A 20896-nucleotide genomic window follows, 5' to 3' on the forward strand; every position below is an offset into this window, starting at 1 on the left:
AGTCTAAACTAAAGCTCTGCATTACGCACAAATATTTGATTCTCTATTGCGTGAATTACCAAACCAGCAATATTCTTAGATCCTGTTTTTACTAATAAATTATTACGATGTCCTTCTACCGTTCGTGGGCTAATAAATAATTGTTCTGCAATTTCTGTAGTTGTTTTCTGCTCACATATCAACTTTAGAACTTCCCTTTCTCTGCTGGTCAAATACTCACTATCTCTGGTTTTCTTTTTTGATTTTAAAGAAGCTTCTTCTAAAATGCTCATTACATTATCATCATAATAGAATCCTTTAATAGCCACTTGATTTATAGTATTTATAACTTCTGTAGGTGTTGCATTTTTGGCAAGGTAAGCAACAGCTCCCTGTTGTATCATGTTAATGATAAATGGCTTGCTATAATAACTTGTTAGCGCGATGATCTTAATTTCTGGGAATTTCTTTTTAACAATTTTAGTTGTTTCTACTCCATTAAGATCGGGCATTTTTAAATCCATCAAAATGACCTCTGGTAATTCTTTGGAAAGATTTAATTGTTTCACTAAATCATTTCCATTTTCTGCTTGTATGCAAATTTCTATATTATTCTCTTTATCCAGAATAAAAGTAATCCCTTGTCTAAATAATGTTTCGTCATCAGCAATAGCCAATTTTATAATGTCTTTCTTCATTTCTTAGGTTTTTTAGTGCTAATAGTAAACGTTGCTCCATTACCGACTTCACTCTGGTAAGAAAGTATCCCATTGAGTATTTCTACTCTACTTTCTATATTCTTAAGTCCAATTCCCTTGTTTATATTTATGGATTGTATATCAAATCCTTTCCCATCATCAGAGTATTCTATAATTAGTTCTTTATCGTCTTCATTAATATTTAAAACTACATTAGCCGCCTCACCGTGTCGAACTGAATTATTTAATAACTCCTGAATAATCCTGAAAATATGCAATTCATTGTTTTTAGAAAAAAAATCATGGTATACAACAGTGTAATTTACTTTTAATTTTTTGCTGCTAATAAATTCATCACAAAGCTCTTCTATTGCAGCTTGCAATCCAAAATTTTCTAAAATTGGAGGTAATAAATTATGTGCTAATCTTCTTGAACTTTCTAGAGTTTTTGTAGTAACTGATAATATATGCTGTAATGTTTGTTCCTGTTCTTCTTTATTTAATTTGCCATCTATTAAGACATTGGTACTAAGACTAACCACATTTAGTTTGGCACTAATAGCGTCATGCAAGTCCTGCGCAATACGTTTACGCTCTTCTTCTTGGGTTTCTATAGTACCGTGGATTAAATCTCTTTGATAAGAGATTGCCATATTGGCTTTTTCTAGCTCTGCTGCAACTATTTTTTTACGAGAAAAGAAAAAGAAAAGCACTAATGACACCGCCATTAATAATAATACCATAATCGCAATCAAAATAACCACTATGATCTGTGAATCTTCTTGTAGTAATTCTTTCTCCATTCAATAAAGATTAGGATTTGAAATAAAAAGTATAATATACGATTTGTATTAATCAATAAATAGTTCATTGACTCAGAAATATCCAAATCAAAAATCAAATTACCTGAAGCAAATATTAAAGTGCTGGAAATCAAATACAAAAACAATCCTACATTTATAATTAAAAATGTAGTTTGTTCTTGCAAACACTTATACAAATAGATTATAGAGTAAATAATTAAAATACTCTGAGTTATTGATATACCAATTGCATTATACCTGTAAAATAGACTTGGATCATCTATATATTGATAAGTTAAAAAACAAAGGATTGGTATCAATAGATACGTTATGAATTTATTTTTTAATAATTCAACATAAAAAAATGATAATACTACAAATTGAATTATGAAATAAAAATGAGATAAAAACAGATTTGGTCTATGAAACACTTTACCCATTAATATTGAACTTACTTGTATTATTAAGATTACTAGTAAGTAAATTGTAAATATTTTAAGAGCTTTGTACCTAGGTACAAAGCTCTTAAAATATAAAATTGTATTAACCATTAGAAAAATTATAGTCAATATATTAAGTATCAAGAAATAATCCATTCTTATCGAACAGTTAATTTAAAGGACTATTTTCATCACAATCTGGCGGACAAGGACTAGTGAAATCATATACTCCGCTTGTAGAAGAGTTTGACGCCGATGATTTTAATGTAGTAGGAGTAGTACCATCAATAGTACCATCTATAATATCTCTATTTATTCCATCTACATTTTCAGTTCCAACAAAAATTATTTTTTCTGTATTACTATCATCAATCGCTAAATATCCTCTTATTTTAGAATTTAAATTATTAGCATTTGTTTGAGCTTGAGCAGCCGCGGCATCATCTAATACACCAATTTCATTTAATACTTCTACAAAATCTACAGCAGGTATCAAAAAAGCATTTACTGTATTGGGGTGCTGAGATCTCCAATTAGCAGTCCACTGTGTTCCAGTATCTTTAGAGATTGTATTTTCGTTATCTTGATTCATTTTGTTATTGATTTAAATTAATAATAAAATTAAATTTCTAAGGCATTTAATTTAAAGGACTCTCAACATCACAATCTGGTGGACACGGGCTCGTGAAATCATAAATTCCACTACTAATAATAGGATCTCCAAAAAAGTTTAATTTTACCTTATCCCCATCAATTTCTTCATTAATGATATCTTGATATACTCTTGTTTTTCGATTGTACTTAGTTCCTACAACTAATAACTTTTCTTCAGGAGTTTCATCTGGACTATCATTACCAATTGCCATATAAGCTCTTACTTTCCTACCGTTAAGACAAGCCTTTTGCTGCGCTTTTTTTGCTACTTTATCACTTAGCAATCCCATTTCGTTTAGAACCTCTATCAAATCGACTGCGGGCATTAAAAAAGCATTACACGGATTTACTTGTGGATTTTTAGGATCTTGGTACTTTTCTCTCCAAGCGGTTGTCCATTCTTTTGCAGTTTCAAGTGTTACTGTGTTTTGTAAATCAGAATTCATTTTTGTTTTCCTTTTAAATTAGTAATATGATTAAAATAAGCTTACAAAATATGGAGTATGGGTATGTAAATAAACATCTAACAAAATCTTTTAGTAGATAACTCTAATAAAATAGATTTAAATTAAATGTCCCTAAATTTATAATAAATACAACTTAAATCGTGAAGTAAATATGAAAAAATTATTTACTTCATATAACAAAACCCTTCTTCTAACTGAAAATCAAATAAATAACAATAACTTTCAGGAACTATGGGTAGTTTCTCTAGAATCTATAAAAGAAATTGGTTTACGACTCATCTCTGGGAATTTTTTAGCTTTTAATGCTTCTTTAGAGTTCAATACCAGATCTGGTACTACTCTAAGGTTTGCTCGTAAATGTTCTTTTAACTCTTTTTGTCGTAAAGCACTTAGAGAATCTGAAATATGAATCAATAATTTATCGGTTCCTAAGTCGCCAATAACTACTTCAATTATATACATTCCCAATCCTTCAAAACTTGTGAGTACCTCGATCACACTTTGCGGATATAAAGTAGTCCCTTTATACTTAATCATATGCTTCTTTCTACCCAAAACTGGACTTAAACGCATGGTTGTTCTACCACAGTTACAAGGCTCATGATGTGCTTGTACCATATCACCAGTAGTATATCGTAATAAAGGCATCGCTTCAATACCTAAGGTAGTAATCGCTAACTCTCCTACTTCACCTTCTTCTACTGCATTACCATCTTCATCTAAAATCTCTGCGATAATAAGCTCTGGGCGATGATGTCCTCCTCTATGTTCTGCACATTCAGTAAATGCAGTACTCATTTCTGTAGATGCATAAGTAGAATATAAATCTATGTCCCACTTCTCTTTAATCTTACTGCCTAAAGTATTTAAATTAAAATCCTGATCTCTTAAAGGTTCTCCGATACAAATCGCAGCTTTAACCGAAGAATTTTGATAATCAATCCCGTGGGCTTCCGCATAGGAAATTAACTTTAGTAAAAAAGAAGGCACTACCACTAAATAAGTAGACTGAAAACGCTCTATAGAATCCCATTGTAATTCTGGAATTCCTGATCCTACACGAACCATTGCTGCTCCTAACTTTCTGGTTCCCAAAAAGTATGCAAGACCCGCCATAAATCTTCTGTCCAAAGTAGTAGTCAACTGCACCACATCTGTTTTGGTTACTCCTGCTGTTTCGAAAGAAGTTGCTTCATTATACGCTAATCTTTGTAGATCTTTCTCCGTTAGTGCAAACGTAACCGGCTTCCCTAAGGTTCCAGAAGTAGTTACATAATCTACAATTTCTGATTTAGGAACACATAAAAAATCATCGTTATACGCCTGTAAATCATCCTTAGTAGTAATAGGAAGTTTTTTAAGATCATCAACGGTTTGGATATCTTCTTTAGAAATACCTAGATTAGCAAACAATCTTTTATAATACGGAGAATACTGAATAACAAAATCGATTAACTCAAGAAGTTTTTCATTCTGAAGATTCGATATTTCCGCTGGTGTAGATTGTTCTATATGTTGAGTCATTAACTTATATTTTTCGTTCACACTTCCTAATGTATTTCTCTATATTCTTTACATCAGGAACTGTAGTTACCTCTCTTTTCTGTGCTTGTTTAAAAGCTATCAAAGCTTTCTTATATTTTTTTTGCACATAATAATATTCTCCTAGTATATAATACGTCGCCCAATAATTAGAGTTTAAGCTTTGAAATCTTAAAAGTTCGTCTTCTGAAATCTTTTCTTCATTATCAATAGCGCTTTCAATTTTTCTACTTAATATTCTAAATGCTTCGTAATTGGCATATGTTTTAGTATAAATAAACTGATCTTCGGGAACATTTAAAGATTCTGTAGCAATCACTATTTCTTCTTTTTGTTGTTTCATTCTTCCAAAAACATCATCAAGATCATAGGCTACAAATTCTCCCATCTGATATGGATTGGTAGAAACCCATACTTTACGTTCTTCAGGTTGAAAAACAATACCGTGGTGTGCTAGCATCTGATTCAATGCCTTTTCATTACCGTATCCTATCAATTTATCATCAAGACCATCTCTATTTCTCAATATTGCTACTGCTTTTTCAGGAGTTAACTTATCATTTTCGGATAGTAACTCTGTCATTCGCTGATATCTATAAAAAGAATGGCTCTCTTCTATAGCTTTTTGATTGCGTTTATCTTGTGTATAAGAATCACTCTGAAAATGATTAGAACAAATCAATTGGTTTGTATTTGGTACCTTATACACTCCAAAATTATCAGGAGAAACTTCTATCAGTGCGGCCCTTTTATCCTTAGCACTACCAATCATAATAGATTCTGAAACAAACACTTCTCTTTTCTTTGCTATTTCGATAGCTTCATCGATAGTAGACGCATATTGTAAAATCTCTCTTGTTAGAATCGATATTGGGGTCTTTGCTATCAATGGAATTTTAGATTTACCTGCATTAATAGTAACCGTTAGTCCTTCTTCATTCATTCCTGATAGTGCTCCCATCATTCCGGCCCATCCATAAGTCATAAATTTATAACCCTCAGAAGGGTTCATAAAAGTCACTAACTTTTCTTTAGAAAAGTCATCTCCCGCATAGAAATCAAAATTACGTCCTATTAACAATTTTCCATCAACTGTTTTGTCATCCCAAGCGGCAAAAGACGTACAACCGACTAACATCAAATCTTGTAATGCGTGCCCGATATCATGCGCTCCGTGCGCATATAACATTCTTACATAAGGTTCCGCAAAATCATTATAATCATTCGATGCATATCTGGAAACTCCATAAATTTCTGTTTTGTACTCTTCTGGAACATTCAAATGTAACTTTCGATTATACCAAGCTACAATTTTACTCAAGAATTTAAGGTAACTTTCTGAAGGAATCAATTCAGTTATTTTGCCGATAAAAGCATCTTCTTGAATTTTAATCAATTCTCGACTCAAACTTCCTGCTGCAACTCCTCGTTCGAGTGGCTTACCTTCTAAATACATTTCCCATAATCCTTGTTTATTCTTTCTAAGCAGATTATTGTTTAATGTAAAAAAAGTTTCACTGTGTTTTATCCGAGTAGTATCGACATTTTCTATTCCAGAAATATCTGGTTTTGCAGCCAATGATTTCTTAACACCACAGGAAGAAAACAAGATGACAATAGATATAAAGAAAATATGATAGCAAATATTTTTCATTATGACTCGGATAATTCTTTTTCTGCCAAAGTATCTTTTATTCTTTGTAATAAATGTTCTTTACCCACTAATTCTCCACAAGTAACTACTGCGCTTATCGTTACTCCCAGCACTCCGTGCATATTTAATCCTTGACCAGTAAATAACAAATTAGGAATCCGAGTTCTTGGTGATAAAAAGGATTTCATTGGATTATCTGCATCCTTTACAAAACCATACATAGAACCCTCATAACAGCCTATATAATCTCTATAAGAAAGTGGTGTAGAAGTATGAATAGATTTAATGCAGGATCTGATATTTGGGTATTTTTTTTCAATTTCTTTTAAATAAGCTTCAATTTTGCGTTGCTTAAATGCTTCATAATCTTCTCCTCTATCATTCTTTTCTGCAACAGTATTAAAGGTATGACTCCAAGGTTCCATTTCATCGAATCGCATATAAGCAATTGAAGTCAAATTTTCTGCATAACCTGGGTTTTTGAGATCTTCATTGGTCGTAAACATATATGCTTCTGGCCAATTCTCTTCGGCATAATCCTGAGTGGTCCATACTTGATCAAATGTTTTAGTATGGTAGTAGTTTTTATTGATATAAGGAAATGTTCCTTTTTCGAAAACTATATATAAACTGAAAGAAGAAATTATACTTTCTGTATTCTGAATTCTCTTATAATATAATTTTCTAAATCTTTCTTTACCAACAATCTGTAATGTAAGTTTTGGATCTACATTAGAGACAAAATTATCTGCATAAAAAGTATCTCCTTTGGTAGTGGATACAGAAACTAATTGATCTTCTTCGAAATTAAATTTATTTACTTCTTGGTATTTGTAAATTTTACCTCCAAGTGCTCTAAATCTTTTTACTAATAACTTAGCTATCTGACTTCCTCCCTGAATACATCTCCAAGCACTTTCCATATATGAATTAACCGATAATGCATGAACATAAAATGGTGTTTTTTCTGGGTCTCCTGCATATAACAAATTAGAACCAGCGAGTACAGCTCTTAATTTTGGATCTTTAATAATACTATTTATATAATCCTTGGCCTTTAGTGTTAATAGATCTTCTCCATAATATCGATCTCCTTCATTTAAATTATACAATGGAAATCTATAACAAGTATCTTTTACCTTATCTACATACTCTTGAATCCCTTTTTTTTCTTCTGGAAAAAACTTTACTAGCTGTTTTACAAAATTATCATATCCCTGTGCATGTGGGTATTCAAATTCGTCATCATCAAAAGTAATGACATCATACGCATCGATATCCATTCTTTTAAGTTTTAGATCATCCATAATATCTAAATACTTAAAATACTGATATAGATTCTGGCCTTTATCTAAACCGCCTATATAATGAATTCCTGTATCGAAAATACTTTTATCTCTAACAAAAGTCTGTAAGTTTCCTCCGAATTGATTGTTCTTTTCTAATACACATACTTTCTTACCTTCTTTAGCAAGAATGTTTGCAGAAACCAATCCACCTAATCCACTCCCAATGATAATGACATCAAATTTTTCTTGCATGTGCTATATTCTATTCAAAACTGTTAATCCAAACTCTTGAACAACTACCTTAAATGTAGTTTTCAATGATTCGAAAAACAAATTATCTTCAGAGGTAACAATAATTCTTGTAATATCCTCTGACACTAAATTCTTTAAATGTTGTGGTTGTAATGGTGTAGTTGTATGTAACAAAAGTACATCAAATTTTGTCGATGTCAAATCTTCATCAGCCACAAATTCTATTTTATTCCTAACCGTTGTATAACAGTTTTTTGCCACACTCAATTTCTGAGGTTTAGTTAAAATTCCTTTTAATTTAGCATACGGCCTTTTAAAAGCTAGGTGTAAAAGAAATTGACCATAATCATCACTATAACAAATCACACGATCTTTTTGCTCTATAAAACTCGCTGTTTTATAATATTGTTCCTTATTTGCTAAGTAATCAATTTTTACTTCTCCAAAACAACTCTTGTATCTATAGTTATTTAATAATGCTTTTTTATAATAATCAATTCCTTCCAGATCATTTTGTAAAGTGGCATATTGCTCTTTAAAATACGAACTTATTTTTTTAGTTCTGTCTGTATACCCATCTCCAAACTCTTTATTATCTAATTGAATTCTTGGTAATATTTTTAATTGAATAGCTCCATCGTGAATAATAAAATCCCCCTTAGGAGAAACCTGTGAATTGCCATGAATAACAACTGGTAGTATATCTAAATTTAGCTCTTGAGCTAGATAGAAGGATCCTTTATGAAATCTACTCATTTTAGCGGTTTCTGTTCTGCTTCCTTCGGGAAATGCAATTAAAGAATATCCTTGTTTGACTTTTTCTCTTAAGTGTTCAACCCCTCCTTCTATACCAGAAGAAACTGGGTAAAATCCAGCTAATTTTGCAGCCCTACCAAAAACTGGATTATCATAAACCCAATCTTTCACTAAATAGATCAACTTAGGGTATAACATCCCTATAGAAATGATATCTAAGAAAGATGAATGGTTTGCTATAATAATACATTGCTTACTAAAATCTTCGTTTTCCGGATTATATATACGTTTTTTTACAAAAGGATTAGAATATAATACAGATCCCATTAACTTAGAAACCACTTTATGAAAAACAGCCATTTTCTTTTTCTTGCTCACCGGAAACCACGGAATAATAAGGCTACTCACTACGGAAACTATAAATCCGCCAATAATAAAATACCCAAAACTAAATATTGACCATAATGTTTGACGAATTCTAAGCGGAGTTAATCCTTTTCTTGCTCGATTAGTAATAAACGCTCTAAATAACATTGGCTGGATAGTAAATGAAACCAACACTGCCGATAGAATACCAATTAAGGATACCGTAGATATAGAACGTAAAGCAGGATGTTTTGCAAAGATCAAAACCCCAACTCCTAAAATAGTAGTAATTACGGATAACAAAATAGAGGTCTTATAGGTCGAAAGTTCCTTAACCCCATACGTATATTCCTTTATAAGTCCGTTCGTTATAAAAATGCTGTAATCTACACCCAATCCAAAAATAAATGTAGAAATGATTACATTAAAAATATTAAAATCAATTCCTAGCATTTTCATTACTCCCAATGTAATTACCCACGTAATAGCAATAGGTAATGCAGTAACCAAAGCAAGCATTGGGTCTTTATAAAACAACAACAGTAATAGGACTACAGCTATTAAGGAATACCCAATCAATGAATTAAAATCATTCTTTAGATTCCCTAACAAATTCTCATTCAACTGTTTCCTATCAATAACTACGGTGTTGGGAATCTTATTAAGTGAGGCATTAATCTCATCAGCTTTTTGATGATCAACTTTAATTGCCGAAACAACAGTAGAAAAATCCTTTTCACTAGTTACAAATTCATCGAGGTACAGTTCTTTAATATTTTGATATTCGTTAAAACCAATTGGGTTAATTTCTTTATTTAATGCTGTATAAAATTGAGTGAATGTCTCTGGTTTAAAACCAAGAACCTTCCCTTTTTCTATTAATAAATTGGTTAAAGAATCTTTACGTTTTTTTGTCCAAAACTCATTCCAAAGAGCTATTTTCTCTATTTGAGCTTCCTTAGATAACACAATTCCTCCAACGGAGCTAAAGTTTATTAATTCATTATTTGATTTCTTTTGATCAAGAGTTTCAAATAATTTATTATTTGCGTTTAAAGCTTCATTTAATGAAGAACCATAAGAAACTAGATAAATTGATTTTGCTTTGTTATTGTTTATTCTATCCAGGTCTTCCTCTGCAGCCACCAACTCTTCCGGTTGATAATTCATGGTACTCAAATCTGTATTAAAGCCAACTTTATGAAAAAGAAATAATCCGACAATAAACACAATACTTATAATGGAAATTAAAACTTTATTTTTATGAAAATCTATTTGAGATATTTTATCTATAAAAGTTTTTCTATTTGTCTTTTTACTTTCTGAAAAACGATATACCTGTGGTATAAAAATTAATGCAAAAACAGATGCCCCAACTACACTTATTGCTGCAAAAATCCCAAGATCATTTAACGCTTCGGATTTTACAAAAATTAAACATAAAAATGCAACTGCTGTAGTAAGACTACTCATTATTACGGGCATAGAAACATCTTTATACAATTCTTTCACATTATTATTATTCCTAAAATGTGTAAGAATATGCAAGGAATAATCCAGTGTAATTCCCAACAAAACAGAACCTATACCTAAGGATATAGCGGAAATTTTTCCTTTGATCAAGTATAATAAAGCAATAGCTACAGTAGCACCAAATATAGTAGGTGCAAAAATAATAAGTGGTACTGCTAACTTACGATAAAAGAAAATTAGTATCAACAACAGTATCGTCATAGCAATACTAACTGTGAGTTGTATGTCGCCTTTTATCTGTTTAGCATTAGCTACTGCATACAACGTAGCTCCAAACAAAGTAGCATTGGTTGTTTCGGAATGCTTCTCATTAAGGTTGTTAGTGATTTTTTTTAACTTCTCTACAAAAATAGTATTCTCTCCTGTCTCATTTGTTGCTAAAGCAGGAGTAAGAAATAACAACAAATTTTTCCTGTCTTTAGTAATTAAAAAACCATTGTATAGATCATAATTATCTCCTAACTGAAGTTGTGCAAGCTTTTGGAGTCCTATAGGTGTTAACGATAAAGGATCTTTCACAATATACTTCCTAGTAACAACACCTGCTGGAGAAATCACAGATTTATAATTACTCTCTATAACCCTAGCAATAGAATCTGGGTTAACCTTTTTATCTAAATTGTCATAATCATCTTTAGTAAGAAAAAAGGGAAGGTGATCGTATACAAAATCGTATAATTCCATCACATTATCATCCCCTACTTTGCCTTGTATTTTTTTTACATATTTAGAAAGATGCGTGTTTATAGAATCAATAAAGGTCGTAGCGTATTCTGTAAGATCATCAGGATTCTCCCCTTTGTTAGCAATATTGACTACAATTTTATCGGAGAACGAGACCGTTTTTAAAACTTTTTGTGTAACCTCTGATTTATCACTGTTAGGAATTAATCTAGTAATATCTTCCTCAAAACCTATACGGCTTGCCAGAAAGGCAAATATTGTAATACAGCCTATAATTATTGGCCAAGCAACTAATCTATTCTGTTTTATATATTGATATAATGAGAGAAATAATTTATGCATCTATTGCATTGCTTTTAGATTTCCGAGAGCTAAAATACAAATACGCAATGACTCCTGAAATTGATGAAACTAATGTTGCCAAAATAAAACTTCCTAAGACATATTGACCTAAACTTTTAAAAACATCGGTTCCTGATTTTATATCTTCAATATTTAAAGTTGCATCCATTTCTTTACCCATTGCAACTGCTCCTATCTGATAACTACCATAGATAATAAAAGGAATCAATGGAGGAATACTAATATTAGAAAACAAAAAGGCAATAGTTCTATTTAATTTAAGAGCGATAGCAAGCGATATGACTAAAATCGTTTGAAAACCCCACAAAGGTGCTATCCCAATAAAAAGACCCAAAGCTATTGCACTTGATTTTTTTATTGGCGGATCATCACTCCTTAAAACATTTTCTCTCCAATATTGCTTAAATCCTTTTTTTTTTACTCTATTAATAAGCCGTTTTGGTAAATAAAAAAACAAGGTCAAAGTAACCAACCATGTATTAAGAATACTAATACGCGTAAAATCTTTAAATGGTCTAAAGTGAGATACTCTTTCGGTTTCATCGTATAACACCTGCACTGGTATATTACGAACTTCTACATTTCTCCAAGCCAACTTAACGATTACTTCTATCTCTAATTCGAATTTTGTAGTGAAAAGTTTAAGCTTAGCAATCTCTTTAATTGGATACAATCGATATCCAGACTGTGTATCCTTCAGTTTTATGCCCGTCTCTATATAATACCAAAAATTAGAAAATTTATTTCCAAAACTGCTTTTCCCTGGCACTGAAGGATCATCCATATCTCTTGATCCTATTAACAGCAAAGAACTGTTTTTATCCTGTTTCTCTAATTGATCTAAAAACAGTGGTAAATCGCTAGGAAAATGTTGTCCATCACTATCTATAGTAATCATATAAGCATACCCCGATTTACTCGCTTGCTTAAACCCTTCTCTAAGCGCCATCCCCTTTCCTTTATTTTCTGGAAAAGTTATAATAGTAAATTGATTCTGGTAATTTTCTAAAATACGAGAAGTATTATCTGTAGCACCATCATTAATTATAATGATACGATCCGTGTATTTCATTACTCCTTGGATAACTCTATCCAAAGTATTCTGATTGTTATATGTGGGTATGAAAACACAACAATTTAGTGTCTCGAAACGAGTATCATATAAAGTAGTTTCAGTCACAGTGCTATTTTTTCAGTTGCAAAAATAGGACATGCTGCTATTAAACTGCTATAAATCTTATCTAATTCTCTTCGTTTTTTCAACAAAAGAAGAAATTTTTGTTTTTTTCAAAACATTATTTAATAACCAAGATATCTCTATTTCATCCAATTTCTTGGTACGAACAATACCTTGCGCACTACTTTTAGGAATAATGTTTATTACATATCTCCCCTTTCCATTAATTTCAGAAACAATAAGGTTGGATTTCAAATCCATAATATCATATTTCAATTCATCATTTTGAATTCCTAAAAGAGGAAAAGTAATCTGCTGTATTTTTATTTGAGCGTCTTCTTGTAAGACTTCAAACTCTAGCTTATACTGAATATAAGGATGCTTTGAAGGTACACCTCGTATAACCGTTTCCTTTACTGATGAAATAAGAGAGATTTCTTTTTTACAAGATATTGTTGAAAAACATATAATTACCCCTAGTATTATATAAATATACTTCATTTTTATTTTTACAAATATTAATAACCGGTACGAAAATAGACATTTCGTACCGGTTAAAAATTATTTATTTTAAACTATTTAAGGATTACTCGTTTTACTATCCTCTTATTATTGTTTCTCATATCAACAAGATAAACACCTGCGCTATAAGACGATAAATCAACAGTATTTGTAATTTCATTTGTTTTAAAGCTTTTTACAACTCCTCCAATAATATTGTATATGGTAATTTCAGACTCATTATTAAAATCCACTAGTTTTAGTGTAAATACACCATTAGAAGGATTAGGAAATATCGTTAGCACATTAGGGTCTTCGAACTCTCCAATTCCTAATTGATTAGATGCAATAGAAACCTCCCATACACCGCGTCCATAAGTAGCCACCCGTAACTTATCTGTTCCGTAATGTACTTCTAAATCATTAGATATTACATTTGGTAAACCTTGACCATAAATTTGCCAATCTGTACCAGTATTATTTCTATGAAAAACTCCAATATCAGACCCAAGAAAAAGATCACCATCTCCTCCTGTTAAAAATAAAATTTTATGCATTGGAACATTGGGCAAAGTGCCAGAAATATTTTCCCAAGTAGTTCCGGAATTATTCGATCTAAAAACCTTATTACCGTCATTATATCTACCGTAGCAAATATAAAGTTCTGTAGGATCCGTTGAGTTTACCGCAATACTGGTTACATTACCCGCTACAGGTAGTGTTAATGTATTCCAATCTGTTCCTCCGTTAGCTGTAGTGTAAACTCCATTTCCATCAGTTACATAAAGCACCTGATTATTAGAAGGTGCAATCGTAATTGCCGTTGGAGCACCTCCAGGAGAATTCATATTTGTCCAATCATCTCCCGAATTAGAAGAACTATAAATATTTCCGAATCCTCCATAAATTGTATTGGGATCCGTAGGATCAATTTCTAAAGGCCAAACAAAACGTGCTCCTCTAGGTGTATTAAGTGCTGTAGTTCTAGTTGCCCAACCATCTGTAGTACGTTCTACATACCCCACTTGACTACAAGTATATGCTACATTTGAATCACTGTAATTCCATAATGCTTCTACACCATCACTTCCATAATTTCTGTTAATCCAATCAATTCCATTATACTGTGTTATATCATTGTCTTGCGCTCCTGCTAATAAAAAATCGGCATTCTGCGGAGTCCCAGCAACTTTATAATATTGTGTAATTGACAATCCAGAAGATAAATCTAACCAAGGATCATTAGTTCTTATATTACCTACGAATAACCCTCCATCATTTGCTGAAAACACCTCAGTACTACTTCCTGGTAAAAATTCTAAATCATGATGATCAGAATGCACATAAAAAAATGGTGTTCCAGGCACCCAATATCCATCTAAATATTTTTCCCAACTAGAACCTCCATCAGTGCTTCTCCATCCATCTACTCCACCAACAATAACGAGATTAGCATCATCTGGTGCAATCAAAATTGTTTGATTATATCCTCCTTGTGTACTCAATGTGGCTGGTGACGATACTGTAGACCAAGATGTTCCTCCATCTGTAGATCTATAAATAGTTCCATTATTCATTCCCATCAAAAACTCTGGATTACTTGCTGTTGTGGCAATATCAAAACGTCCTCCATTTGTTAGTCCTGTAGATGATGTTGTCCAAGTTTCTCCATTATCAGTAGAAATATAAAAGTTGGTACTCGAACCGTTCGTTGCAAATAACGTAGACGTAGATCCTTCTTTGTACATAATATCATTAAAACGAGCTGTAGCTGTTTTAACAACCCAATTAGCTCCTGCATCTGTAGACTTATAAATACCTCTATCCGTAGTTGCAAAAATCGTATTCGTATTATTAGGGTCAATTAATAAATGTGCGATTTGTCGTGTTCTTTTAACCTCATAATTAAGTCCTGTTGTTTGCCAAGATTCTCCATGATCAGTGGATTTCAATACTCCAATAGAATTGTTCTGAAATCCATCAAAATCTCCAGTTGCCAAATACATTATATCGCTATTGGTAGGATCAAAAACGATATCAGAAACTCCAAGATTAGGGATATTATCCCCTTTAGGCATCCAATTATTTCCAAAATCATTAGATCTCCAAACTCCTCCTCCAGGAGAACCTACCCATATTTCATCTAAATCATTAGGATTGAACGTAACTACATTTAGCCTTCCCATTCCTGCATAAAAAGTAGTTTCAGAATCTGGAATAACCTTGGGACCTACTAGTGTCCAGTTAGCATTATTTGTATTTTTTTGAATCGGATTATTTTCTTGATACTTATCCCATTCATTATAAGTTTTCATTGGGTCTGGAAAAGTGCCATCTTCATTTATACGTCTTTCCCAATAATAAGCCCAACGCTCAAATTGTTTTATTTTTTTTCTATCAACTCTTGTCCTGCTTTTATTTATAGAACTATATTCTTGTCGTTTCTCACGAACAATATCAAAATAATTACTCTCATCATGAGACGGTGAATTTCTCCAATTTTGAGCCGTTAATAAACAACAGCTTAAAGTAGCAATAATCAGAAAGGGCGTTTTCTTCATTTATGTTTTAGTTATGATTAGTATCTATAAACTAAAACACTGAACCCATAAAAAACCCTACTTTTTTATTTGAATCATTTCTTAAAAACGCTGGAAGTGGACATAAAACCCTTGATGAATTTTTTTAATTTAGGAGATGATATTTTTTCCACATTATTAGTCAAAAAATCCTTGTCTTCATCTATATCTTTATAATATCTAGTGATCTTGGGAGCACTGGTTTGCACGCTCAATCTTATCATTCTGAGCTCAATATTATTGGGTTCGGCCTCAATAGCAGTTTCGATTAACTTTTTACCTTTTCTAAAAAAGGAAATTTTATCCAGTTTTCTGTCTGCATAAGATGCTTTTAAAGTTAAAGCACATCCGTGATACGCGGATAAAACAGGTTTATTTTCGAAATTTATTTTCTGTGTAGTTTCAAAAAATTTATCTGTATTCTCTTTTGTATCTTTAGCATGTCTATATAAATTTCTTACTTCTGTAATATCAACAGTGCTGGTATTTACAAAAAACAGACTCATAAACAATACTAAAAATTTCATACTCTATATATTATAATTTAACAAAAGTCAACACCACTTTTAGCGCTGTGGTATCATCATATTTTACGGTACTCTTTACCTTAATCTCTTCTTCAGAATCCTTAAAATCATTCACTATTACTAAATCAGGAGTTTTTTCTGGATTAATCACTGCCATAAACTTCACATTAGAAGTCTTTTTCATAAACAAGCGACAATCCAGTCTATTTTCTGTTAACTCCTTAATGATTTGCAAAGTACAAACTCCTGGCGTAATTGGATTGCCCGGAAAATGACCTTTAAAGATCTTATTTTTTGGATTTAAAGTAATGGTCGTAGTTTGTATACCATCCCTTACAGAATCTTCGTTAATTTTATATAAATCAGCTATTAGCATGTTATTTTTTTAAGAAATTTAATTCGATATTCAATTGAATATTTTTATGATCAATATATATATTCTTCGCTAAATGATCCTCTGCGATATCATTAAACAGTACGATCACTTTTTCTTTTCTCTTTGTGGTATTAACTATCTTATCTAATTTCTGATCCGATAGATTGTAAAAATAATAATTACTGTACTTCCCTTTCTCATTTTTCAGAACATTATAAGTATCATTATGATATCTTTGGACAGCCATACCTTTTTCTTTTACCAATAATGTAAAATCCTTTATTAAGGTATTTAAGATAATTTTTCTATCAAGTTGTTCTATAATTGAATGAATTTTATAGGATTCACTATCTATTTCAATATCAAAAAATGTACTCCCAAATTGTGATGTAAATACAATACGATGCTTTTGGGGAGCAATCTTTTTTAAAATAAGAATACCACTAAATTCATTTCCATAAACTGATATATCTGATTTATAAACATAATCAACTGTTTCGCTCGAAAAATATGGATTAACGACTTGATCTCCTGATTTTACCTCTGATTCTGTAAAATTTTCTACAGTTGCAACCTTGCAGCTAAAAACAGATATACATAATATACTAATGAGCAAATATCGCATCTGGTATAGGTTTATTTACAGATGTGTTCTCGAAATTGATAAGAGTATAATCTCCTGAAGGTTCTATTAGTTTAACACTAGAAACTAAATACTTATTTGATTCAAAATTTAAAACAATCTCCTTAAACATATTTTTTAAAGTTTGATCAATTGGAGATAATTTTGCGATAAAAAGTTCTTTGTTTTTAAAAAAACGTATGGAAAATTGAGTGTCATCTAGCATATCGCCACTAACACTCTTTGCTATCAAGTCATTTAATTTTTTAAAAACTTTATTAGACGCCAAATTAATATCGCTTTTCTTTCCTGCATCATTGATAAACAACTTTTTATCTTTAAAAATTACACTATATTCATACGGACTTGTATATGACCATTTAATAATATTTGGTGATTTAAAATACAGATCACCACTACTTTCTATATCGTTAGAAAGAAAATCTATATGTTTTAATTGTGTGAATGTGTTAACAATGGTTTTTGATTGCTTAGCACTTTTACTTACAGAGTTTTTAAAAGATGTAATCTCTGATGTCGAAAGCTCTACCTCTTGAGCTTGCAGGTAAGAACCACTTAGTAAAATAAAACCAAATAATAAAAATCTAAGCATATGCCTGTATTGAAAATAATTCATCTATCGTAACGGTTGTATAATTATTACTCTGCAAAAATAGCAACAATTGTTCCAATACTGTTAAAGTGATCAACTTTGTATCATGCAAAAGTATAACATCACCATTTTTAAGGTTTTTGGTTATTCTCTTTAATATCACTTTTTCAGAAGGAATTGTTGTATCAAAAGACCTCTTATTCCAACCAATAACAGCATGTCCAGTCTTTTTAACAGCTCTAGCGATATTGGGGTTTGTTATTCCATAAGGAGGCCTAAAAAGTAATGGTTTTTTTTTAGAAATCTTTTCTATCGCAGTATCCGCGTCTACTATTTCACCAATAAATTTATCCGTACTATATACATCAATAAACTTCCCGTGGGTAAAAGTATGGTTGCCTACAATATGTCCTTCATTAATAATTTTTTTAACAATATCGGGGTGTTTTTCTACTTGCTGTCCAATACAAAAAAAAGTTCCTTTGATATTGTACTTGCCTAGTATTTCTAAGATTTTAATTGTATTAATATCTGGGCCATCATCAAAGGTAATAGCAATCTTTTTTCCTTTTGTAGTTGGATTATTGTTTAAACTTTTAAGAAAATATCCTGCCTTTATATTAAGTACTCCGTAAGTGGTTATTACTACCCAAAGCAATATTAAGACAACAAAGGACCAAATCGGTAACTTATTGAAACTTATCGCCGTTATTATTAAAATACCAACGACTATAGATATAATATTAACTAAATTTCTTATTAGCATCGTTGTAACAACGCAATACTATGATTTTTCCCAAGATATTGATTATAAAGAAGTACAGTATCATATTTATTAGCAACAACTTCATTTACCTTTAAAACATTTGGCACTTGATTGTTTTCAAATATTTTACAACCAAGCCAAAATCCAAAACTAGAAGCTACTGGATAATCTCCTATTAAGTGCTTATAACACAACTGCTCTTTATCAGAAAAAATCGAAGTTTGCAAATTTTCGTAATAATGATCAAAATTAATATCCCCGTTATTTCCTAATACCACAGCATCGATATCTTCGATACTTATATCATGTCGAGAAATGAATGATATTATTGATGTTTTAATATCATCTGAAGAACCTTTACTAAGGGTTTCTACATCAATAATTTTTGCAAGACTTTTTTCAGTTTTATCAGAACCCAAAACCATAAATGTAGATCCTTCACTATTTACTGTTCCAGTCGTTTTAGAATTTAACAAGTTAATTACATCAATATTATCGTCTTTAATCTGACCATCCAATTTATGTAATAATGTTGAATTTTTAGCTACTTCATCAATACCTCCAACAAGAATTTGTTTTTCCGGCTTTTCTGACAACATCAATTGCGCATCCATAACAGAGATCTCAAAAGAAGCAGAACCTTGTACATAGGTAACATTATATGCTTTGCAACCTAATCCTAAAGCTACTTGTCCTCCAACTGTATTATGTGTAGACTGTATAAATAATGTTGGAGTTAAAAACTGCTCATCATTATTTAATACATTTTCTAAAAACTTTTCAGAATCTTGTTTACATCCCATTCCTGTACCTGTAATAATAGCATCAGGCATTTCTATTCCAGAATTATGTAACGCCATAGAAGCGGCTGTAACTCCCATCTTTACCGACTTAGACATACGTCTCATTGCCGCTGGTTTAATATATTCTTTATAATTAGGATCATGAGATCTAAATATAGACTCTTTATGAGAGATTATATCCTCTAAAAATGTTTCTGGATCTGTTGTTGGCTGTGCCGAAATACTGGCTATTCCATTAATATAGCAATCGCTCATTATTTTGTAAATATTAAAGTGGAACAATTACCTCCAAAACCAAAAGAATTTGATAATATGGTTTTCATTTCTTTGGATGCTAATTCTGTTTGTGGAACCAATGAAAACTCTTTCATTTTATTTTTAAAATTCAAATTCGGGAAAATTAAGTTTTCACGAAGAGATAGAAGTGAATACACAGCTTCTACAGATCCTGCTGCTGCTAATGTATGTCCTGTAAATGCCTTTGTAGAACTAAATACAGGGGGTTTTTCTTCTCCAAATATTCTGGTCATAGCTACTCCTTCTGATAAATCATTATTAGGAGTTGCCGTACCATGGGCATTTACATAATCAATTTCATTTGCAGTTATATCCGCTACTTTTAGCGCTTCATTCATTGCTAAAAAAGCTCCTTCTCCATCAGAAGAAGATGCAGTTTGGTGATAAGCATCATTTGCATTAGCCCATCCCGCTACACGTCCTAAAACCTTCTTATTTTCTTTTTCTACAATCGAATCACTCTCTAGCACCAAAAATGCTGCAGCTTCTCCTAGATTTAATCCTTTTCTGTTATCATCAAAAGGTGTACATTCTGAATCCGACAAGATCATTAAAGTACCAAAACCATTGATTGTGAACTTAGATAACGCATCAGTTCCTCCCACAATCATTCGATCTATTTTGCCCGCTTGAATCATTCTTGCTCCGAGCATAATTGCATTTGCCGCAGAGGAACAAGCAGTACTTATAGTAGAAACATATCCATTGATTCCTAAATGATTAGAAATAGATTGGGTAGTAAAACCTGCATGTTGCGCCTGTATAAATCTTCGATTATCTTCAATTTCTGTATAGCCAAGGTAGTGCTTTTCTGTGGTATCCATACCACCTACACTGGTTCCTGAAACAAAACCAGTTCTATATTCGTTAACATCAGAAATCTGTGCATCTCGCAACGCTTCTTTTGCCGCAATAGCACCTATCATAGCAGTTCTAGAAAAACTATGTAACGTTTTTAACCCTAATTGTTTCTCCAGATCTTCATTGGTTTGTTTAATTTCACCAACCATGATTTGATCCTTATGACGAGTTTTCAACATCTCAATTCTGGAAATTCCAGGAGATACTGATTTCAAAGCATTCAAATTTTCTTCTACCGTATTTCCGATAGAAGAAATAATCCCCATACCAGTTATGGCAATGCCTTTATTCATA

18 protein-coding genes are annotated in these 20896 nt (G+C 31.6%); all 18 read right to left on the reverse strand.

All coding sequences use genetic code 11. The features are described from left to right. Positions 1-8: 8 nt before the first annotated feature. Positions 9-677: a response regulator gene (locus J8L88_RS15925; RefSeq protein WP_211061244.1), complete on the reverse strand. Its 669-nt coding sequence runs from the start codon at positions 675-677 to the stop codon at positions 9-11. Further along, entirely contained in the window at positions 674-1480 is an 807-nt protein-coding gene (locus J8L88_RS15930) for a sensor histidine kinase (protein WP_118386493.1), read from the reverse strand. Before J8L88_RS15930 ends, J8L88_RS15925 begins: the two co-directional genes overlap by 4 nt. A gap of 609 nt (positions 1481-2089) precedes the next feature. Beyond that, positions 2090-2512 carry a hypothetical protein gene (locus J8L88_RS15935; protein ID WP_211061245.1) on the reverse strand — a complete coding sequence of 141 codons (423 nt, stop codon included), beginning with the start codon at positions 2510-2512 and terminating at the stop codon, positions 2090-2092. 46 nt (positions 2513-2558) lie between these two features. Then, complete coding sequence (locus J8L88_RS15940) at positions 2559-3020, reverse strand: hypothetical protein (protein WP_211061246.1); 462 nt, start codon at positions 3018-3020, stop codon at positions 2559-2561. A gap of 243 nt (positions 3021-3263) precedes the next feature. Next, positions 3264-4565 (reverse strand): phenylacetate--CoA ligase family protein, encoded by a 1302-nt coding sequence (locus tag J8L88_RS15945; protein WP_211061247.1) that lies wholly within the window; start codon positions 4563-4565, stop codon positions 3264-3266. Positions 4566-4569: 4 nt separating this feature from the next. Beyond that, positions 4570-6237: a C45 family peptidase gene (locus J8L88_RS15950; protein ID WP_211061248.1), complete on the reverse strand. Its 1668-nt coding sequence runs from the start codon at positions 6235-6237 to the stop codon at positions 4570-4572. Continuing rightward, on the reverse strand, positions 6237-7778 hold the full coding sequence (locus J8L88_RS15955) for an NAD(P)/FAD-dependent oxidoreductase (RefSeq protein WP_118386499.1): 1542 nt from the start codon (positions 7776-7778) through the stop codon (positions 6237-6239). The genes J8L88_RS15950 and J8L88_RS15955 overlap by 1 nt, the downstream gene beginning before the upstream one ends. 3 nt (positions 7779-7781) lie before the next feature. Beyond that, positions 7782-11459: an MMPL family transporter gene (locus J8L88_RS15960; protein WP_211061249.1), complete on the reverse strand. Its 3678-nt coding sequence runs from the start codon at positions 11457-11459 to the stop codon at positions 7782-7784. Then, complete coding sequence (locus J8L88_RS15965; protein WP_211061250.1) at positions 11452-12660, reverse strand: DUF2062 domain-containing protein; 1209 nt, start codon at positions 12658-12660, stop codon at positions 11452-11454. Before J8L88_RS15965 ends, J8L88_RS15960 begins: the two co-directional genes overlap by 8 nt. A gap of 57 nt (positions 12661-12717) precedes the next feature. Then, positions 12718-13158, reverse strand: coding sequence for a hypothetical protein (locus J8L88_RS15970; protein ID WP_211061251.1), 441 nt, complete (start codon positions 13156-13158; stop codon positions 12718-12720). A gap of 74 nt (positions 13159-13232) precedes the next feature. Beyond that, the gene (locus J8L88_RS15975; protein WP_211061252.1) at positions 13233-15719 is read right to left on the reverse strand and encodes a T9SS type A sorting domain-containing protein; all 2487 of its coding nucleotides are present in this window, start codon (positions 15717-15719) and stop codon (positions 13233-13235) included. A gap of 74 nt (positions 15720-15793) precedes the next feature. Further along, a complete protein-coding gene (locus tag J8L88_RS15980) occupies positions 15794-16264 on the reverse strand; it encodes a hypothetical protein (RefSeq protein ID WP_211061253.1) in 471 nt (156 codons plus the stop codon). 10 nt (positions 16265-16274) lie between these two features. Beyond that, positions 16275-16640 (reverse strand): 3-hydroxyacyl-ACP dehydratase, encoded by a 366-nt coding sequence (locus J8L88_RS15985; RefSeq protein WP_027392740.1) that lies wholly within the window; start codon positions 16638-16640, stop codon positions 16275-16277. Position 16641: 1 nt separating this feature from the next. Continuing rightward, positions 16642-17265 carry a hypothetical protein gene (locus J8L88_RS15990; protein WP_211061254.1) on the reverse strand — a complete coding sequence of 208 codons (624 nt, stop codon included), beginning with the start codon at positions 17263-17265 and terminating at the stop codon, positions 16642-16644. Beyond that, positions 17246-17875 carry an outer membrane lipoprotein carrier protein LolA gene (locus tag J8L88_RS15995; protein ID WP_027392742.1) on the reverse strand — a complete coding sequence of 210 codons (630 nt, stop codon included), beginning with the start codon at positions 17873-17875 and terminating at the stop codon, positions 17246-17248. The genes J8L88_RS15990 and J8L88_RS15995 overlap by 20 nt, the downstream gene beginning before the upstream one ends. After that, positions 17868-18641, reverse strand: coding sequence for a polysaccharide deacetylase family protein (locus J8L88_RS16000; protein WP_211061255.1), 774 nt, complete (start codon positions 18639-18641; stop codon positions 17868-17870). The genes J8L88_RS15995 and J8L88_RS16000 overlap by 8 nt, the downstream gene beginning before the upstream one ends. Beyond that, entirely contained in the window at positions 18635-19699 is a 1065-nt protein-coding gene (locus J8L88_RS16005; protein WP_211061256.1) for a beta-ketoacyl synthase N-terminal-like domain-containing protein, read from the reverse strand. The genes J8L88_RS16000 and J8L88_RS16005 overlap by 7 nt, the downstream gene beginning before the upstream one ends. Next, positions 19699-20895, reverse strand: a complete 1197-nt coding sequence (locus tag J8L88_RS16010; RefSeq protein WP_211061257.1) for a beta-ketoacyl-[acyl-carrier-protein] synthase family protein — start codon at positions 20893-20895, stop codon at positions 19699-19701. The genes J8L88_RS16005 and J8L88_RS16010 overlap by 1 nt, the downstream gene beginning before the upstream one ends. Position 20896: the final 1 nt, after the last annotated feature.

The organism is Aquimarina sp. MMG015 (assembly GCF_018100855.1).
Lineage (GTDB): Bacteria > Bacteroidota > Bacteroidia > Flavobacteriales > Flavobacteriaceae > Aquimarina > Aquimarina latercula.

Bases quoted from the DNA above. Each gene is read 5' to 3' on its own strand.
- J8L88_RS15925 (WP_211061244.1), bottom strand. From the start codon at position 677: ATGAAGAAAGACATTATAAAATTGGCTATTGCTGATGACGAAACATTA.
- J8L88_RS15930 (WP_118386493.1), bottom strand. From the start codon at position 1,480: ATGGAGAAAGAATTACTACAAGAAGATTCACAGATCATAGTGGTTATT.
- J8L88_RS15935 (WP_211061245.1), bottom strand. From the start codon at position 2,512: ATGAATCAAGATAACGAAAATACAATCTCTAAAGATACTGGAACACAG.
- J8L88_RS15940 (WP_211061246.1), bottom strand. From the start codon at position 3,020: ATGAATTCTGATTTACAAAACACAGTAACACTTGAAACTGCAAAAGAA.
- J8L88_RS15945 (WP_211061247.1), bottom strand. From the start codon at position 4,565: ATGACTCAACATATAGAACAATCTACACCAGCGGAAATATCGAATCTT.
- J8L88_RS15950 (WP_211061248.1), bottom strand. From the start codon at position 6,237: ATGAAAAATATTTGCTATCATATTTTCTTTATATCTATTGTCATCTTG.
- J8L88_RS15955 (WP_118386499.1), bottom strand. From the start codon at position 7,778: ATGCAAGAAAAATTTGATGTCATTATCATTGGGAGTGGATTAGGTGGA.
- J8L88_RS15960 (WP_211061249.1), bottom strand. From the start codon at position 11,459: ATGCATAAATTATTTCTCTCATTATATCAATATATAAAACAGAATAGA.
- J8L88_RS15970 (WP_211061251.1), bottom strand. From the start codon at position 13,158: ATGAAGTATATTTATATAATACTAGGGGTAATTATATGTTTTTCAACA.
- J8L88_RS15975 (WP_211061252.1), bottom strand. From the start codon at position 15,719: ATGAAGAAAACGCCCTTTCTGATTATTGCTACTTTAAGCTGTTGTTTA.
- J8L88_RS15980 (WP_211061253.1), bottom strand. From the start codon at position 16,264: ATGAAATTTTTAGTATTGTTTATGAGTCTGTTTTTTGTAAATACCAGC.
- J8L88_RS15985 (WP_027392740.1), bottom strand. From the start codon at position 16,640: ATGCTAATAGCTGATTTATATAAAATTAACGAAGATTCTGTAAGGGAT.
- J8L88_RS15990 (WP_211061254.1), bottom strand. From the start codon at position 17,265: ATGCGATATTTGCTCATTAGTATATTATGTATATCTGTTTTTAGCTGC.
- J8L88_RS15995 (WP_027392742.1), bottom strand. From the start codon at position 17,875: ATGCTTAGATTTTTATTATTTGGTTTTATTTTACTAAGTGGTTCTTAC.
- J8L88_RS16000 (WP_211061255.1), bottom strand. From the start codon at position 18,641: ATGCTAATAAGAAATTTAGTTAATATTATATCTATAGTCGTTGGTATT.
- J8L88_RS16005 (WP_211061256.1), bottom strand. From the start codon at position 19,699: ATGAGCGATTGCTATATTAATGGAATAGCCAGTATTTCGGCACAGCCA.
- J8L88_RS16010 (WP_211061257.1), bottom strand. From the start codon at position 20,895: ATGAATAAAGGCATTGCCATAACTGGTATGGGGATTATTTCTTCTATC.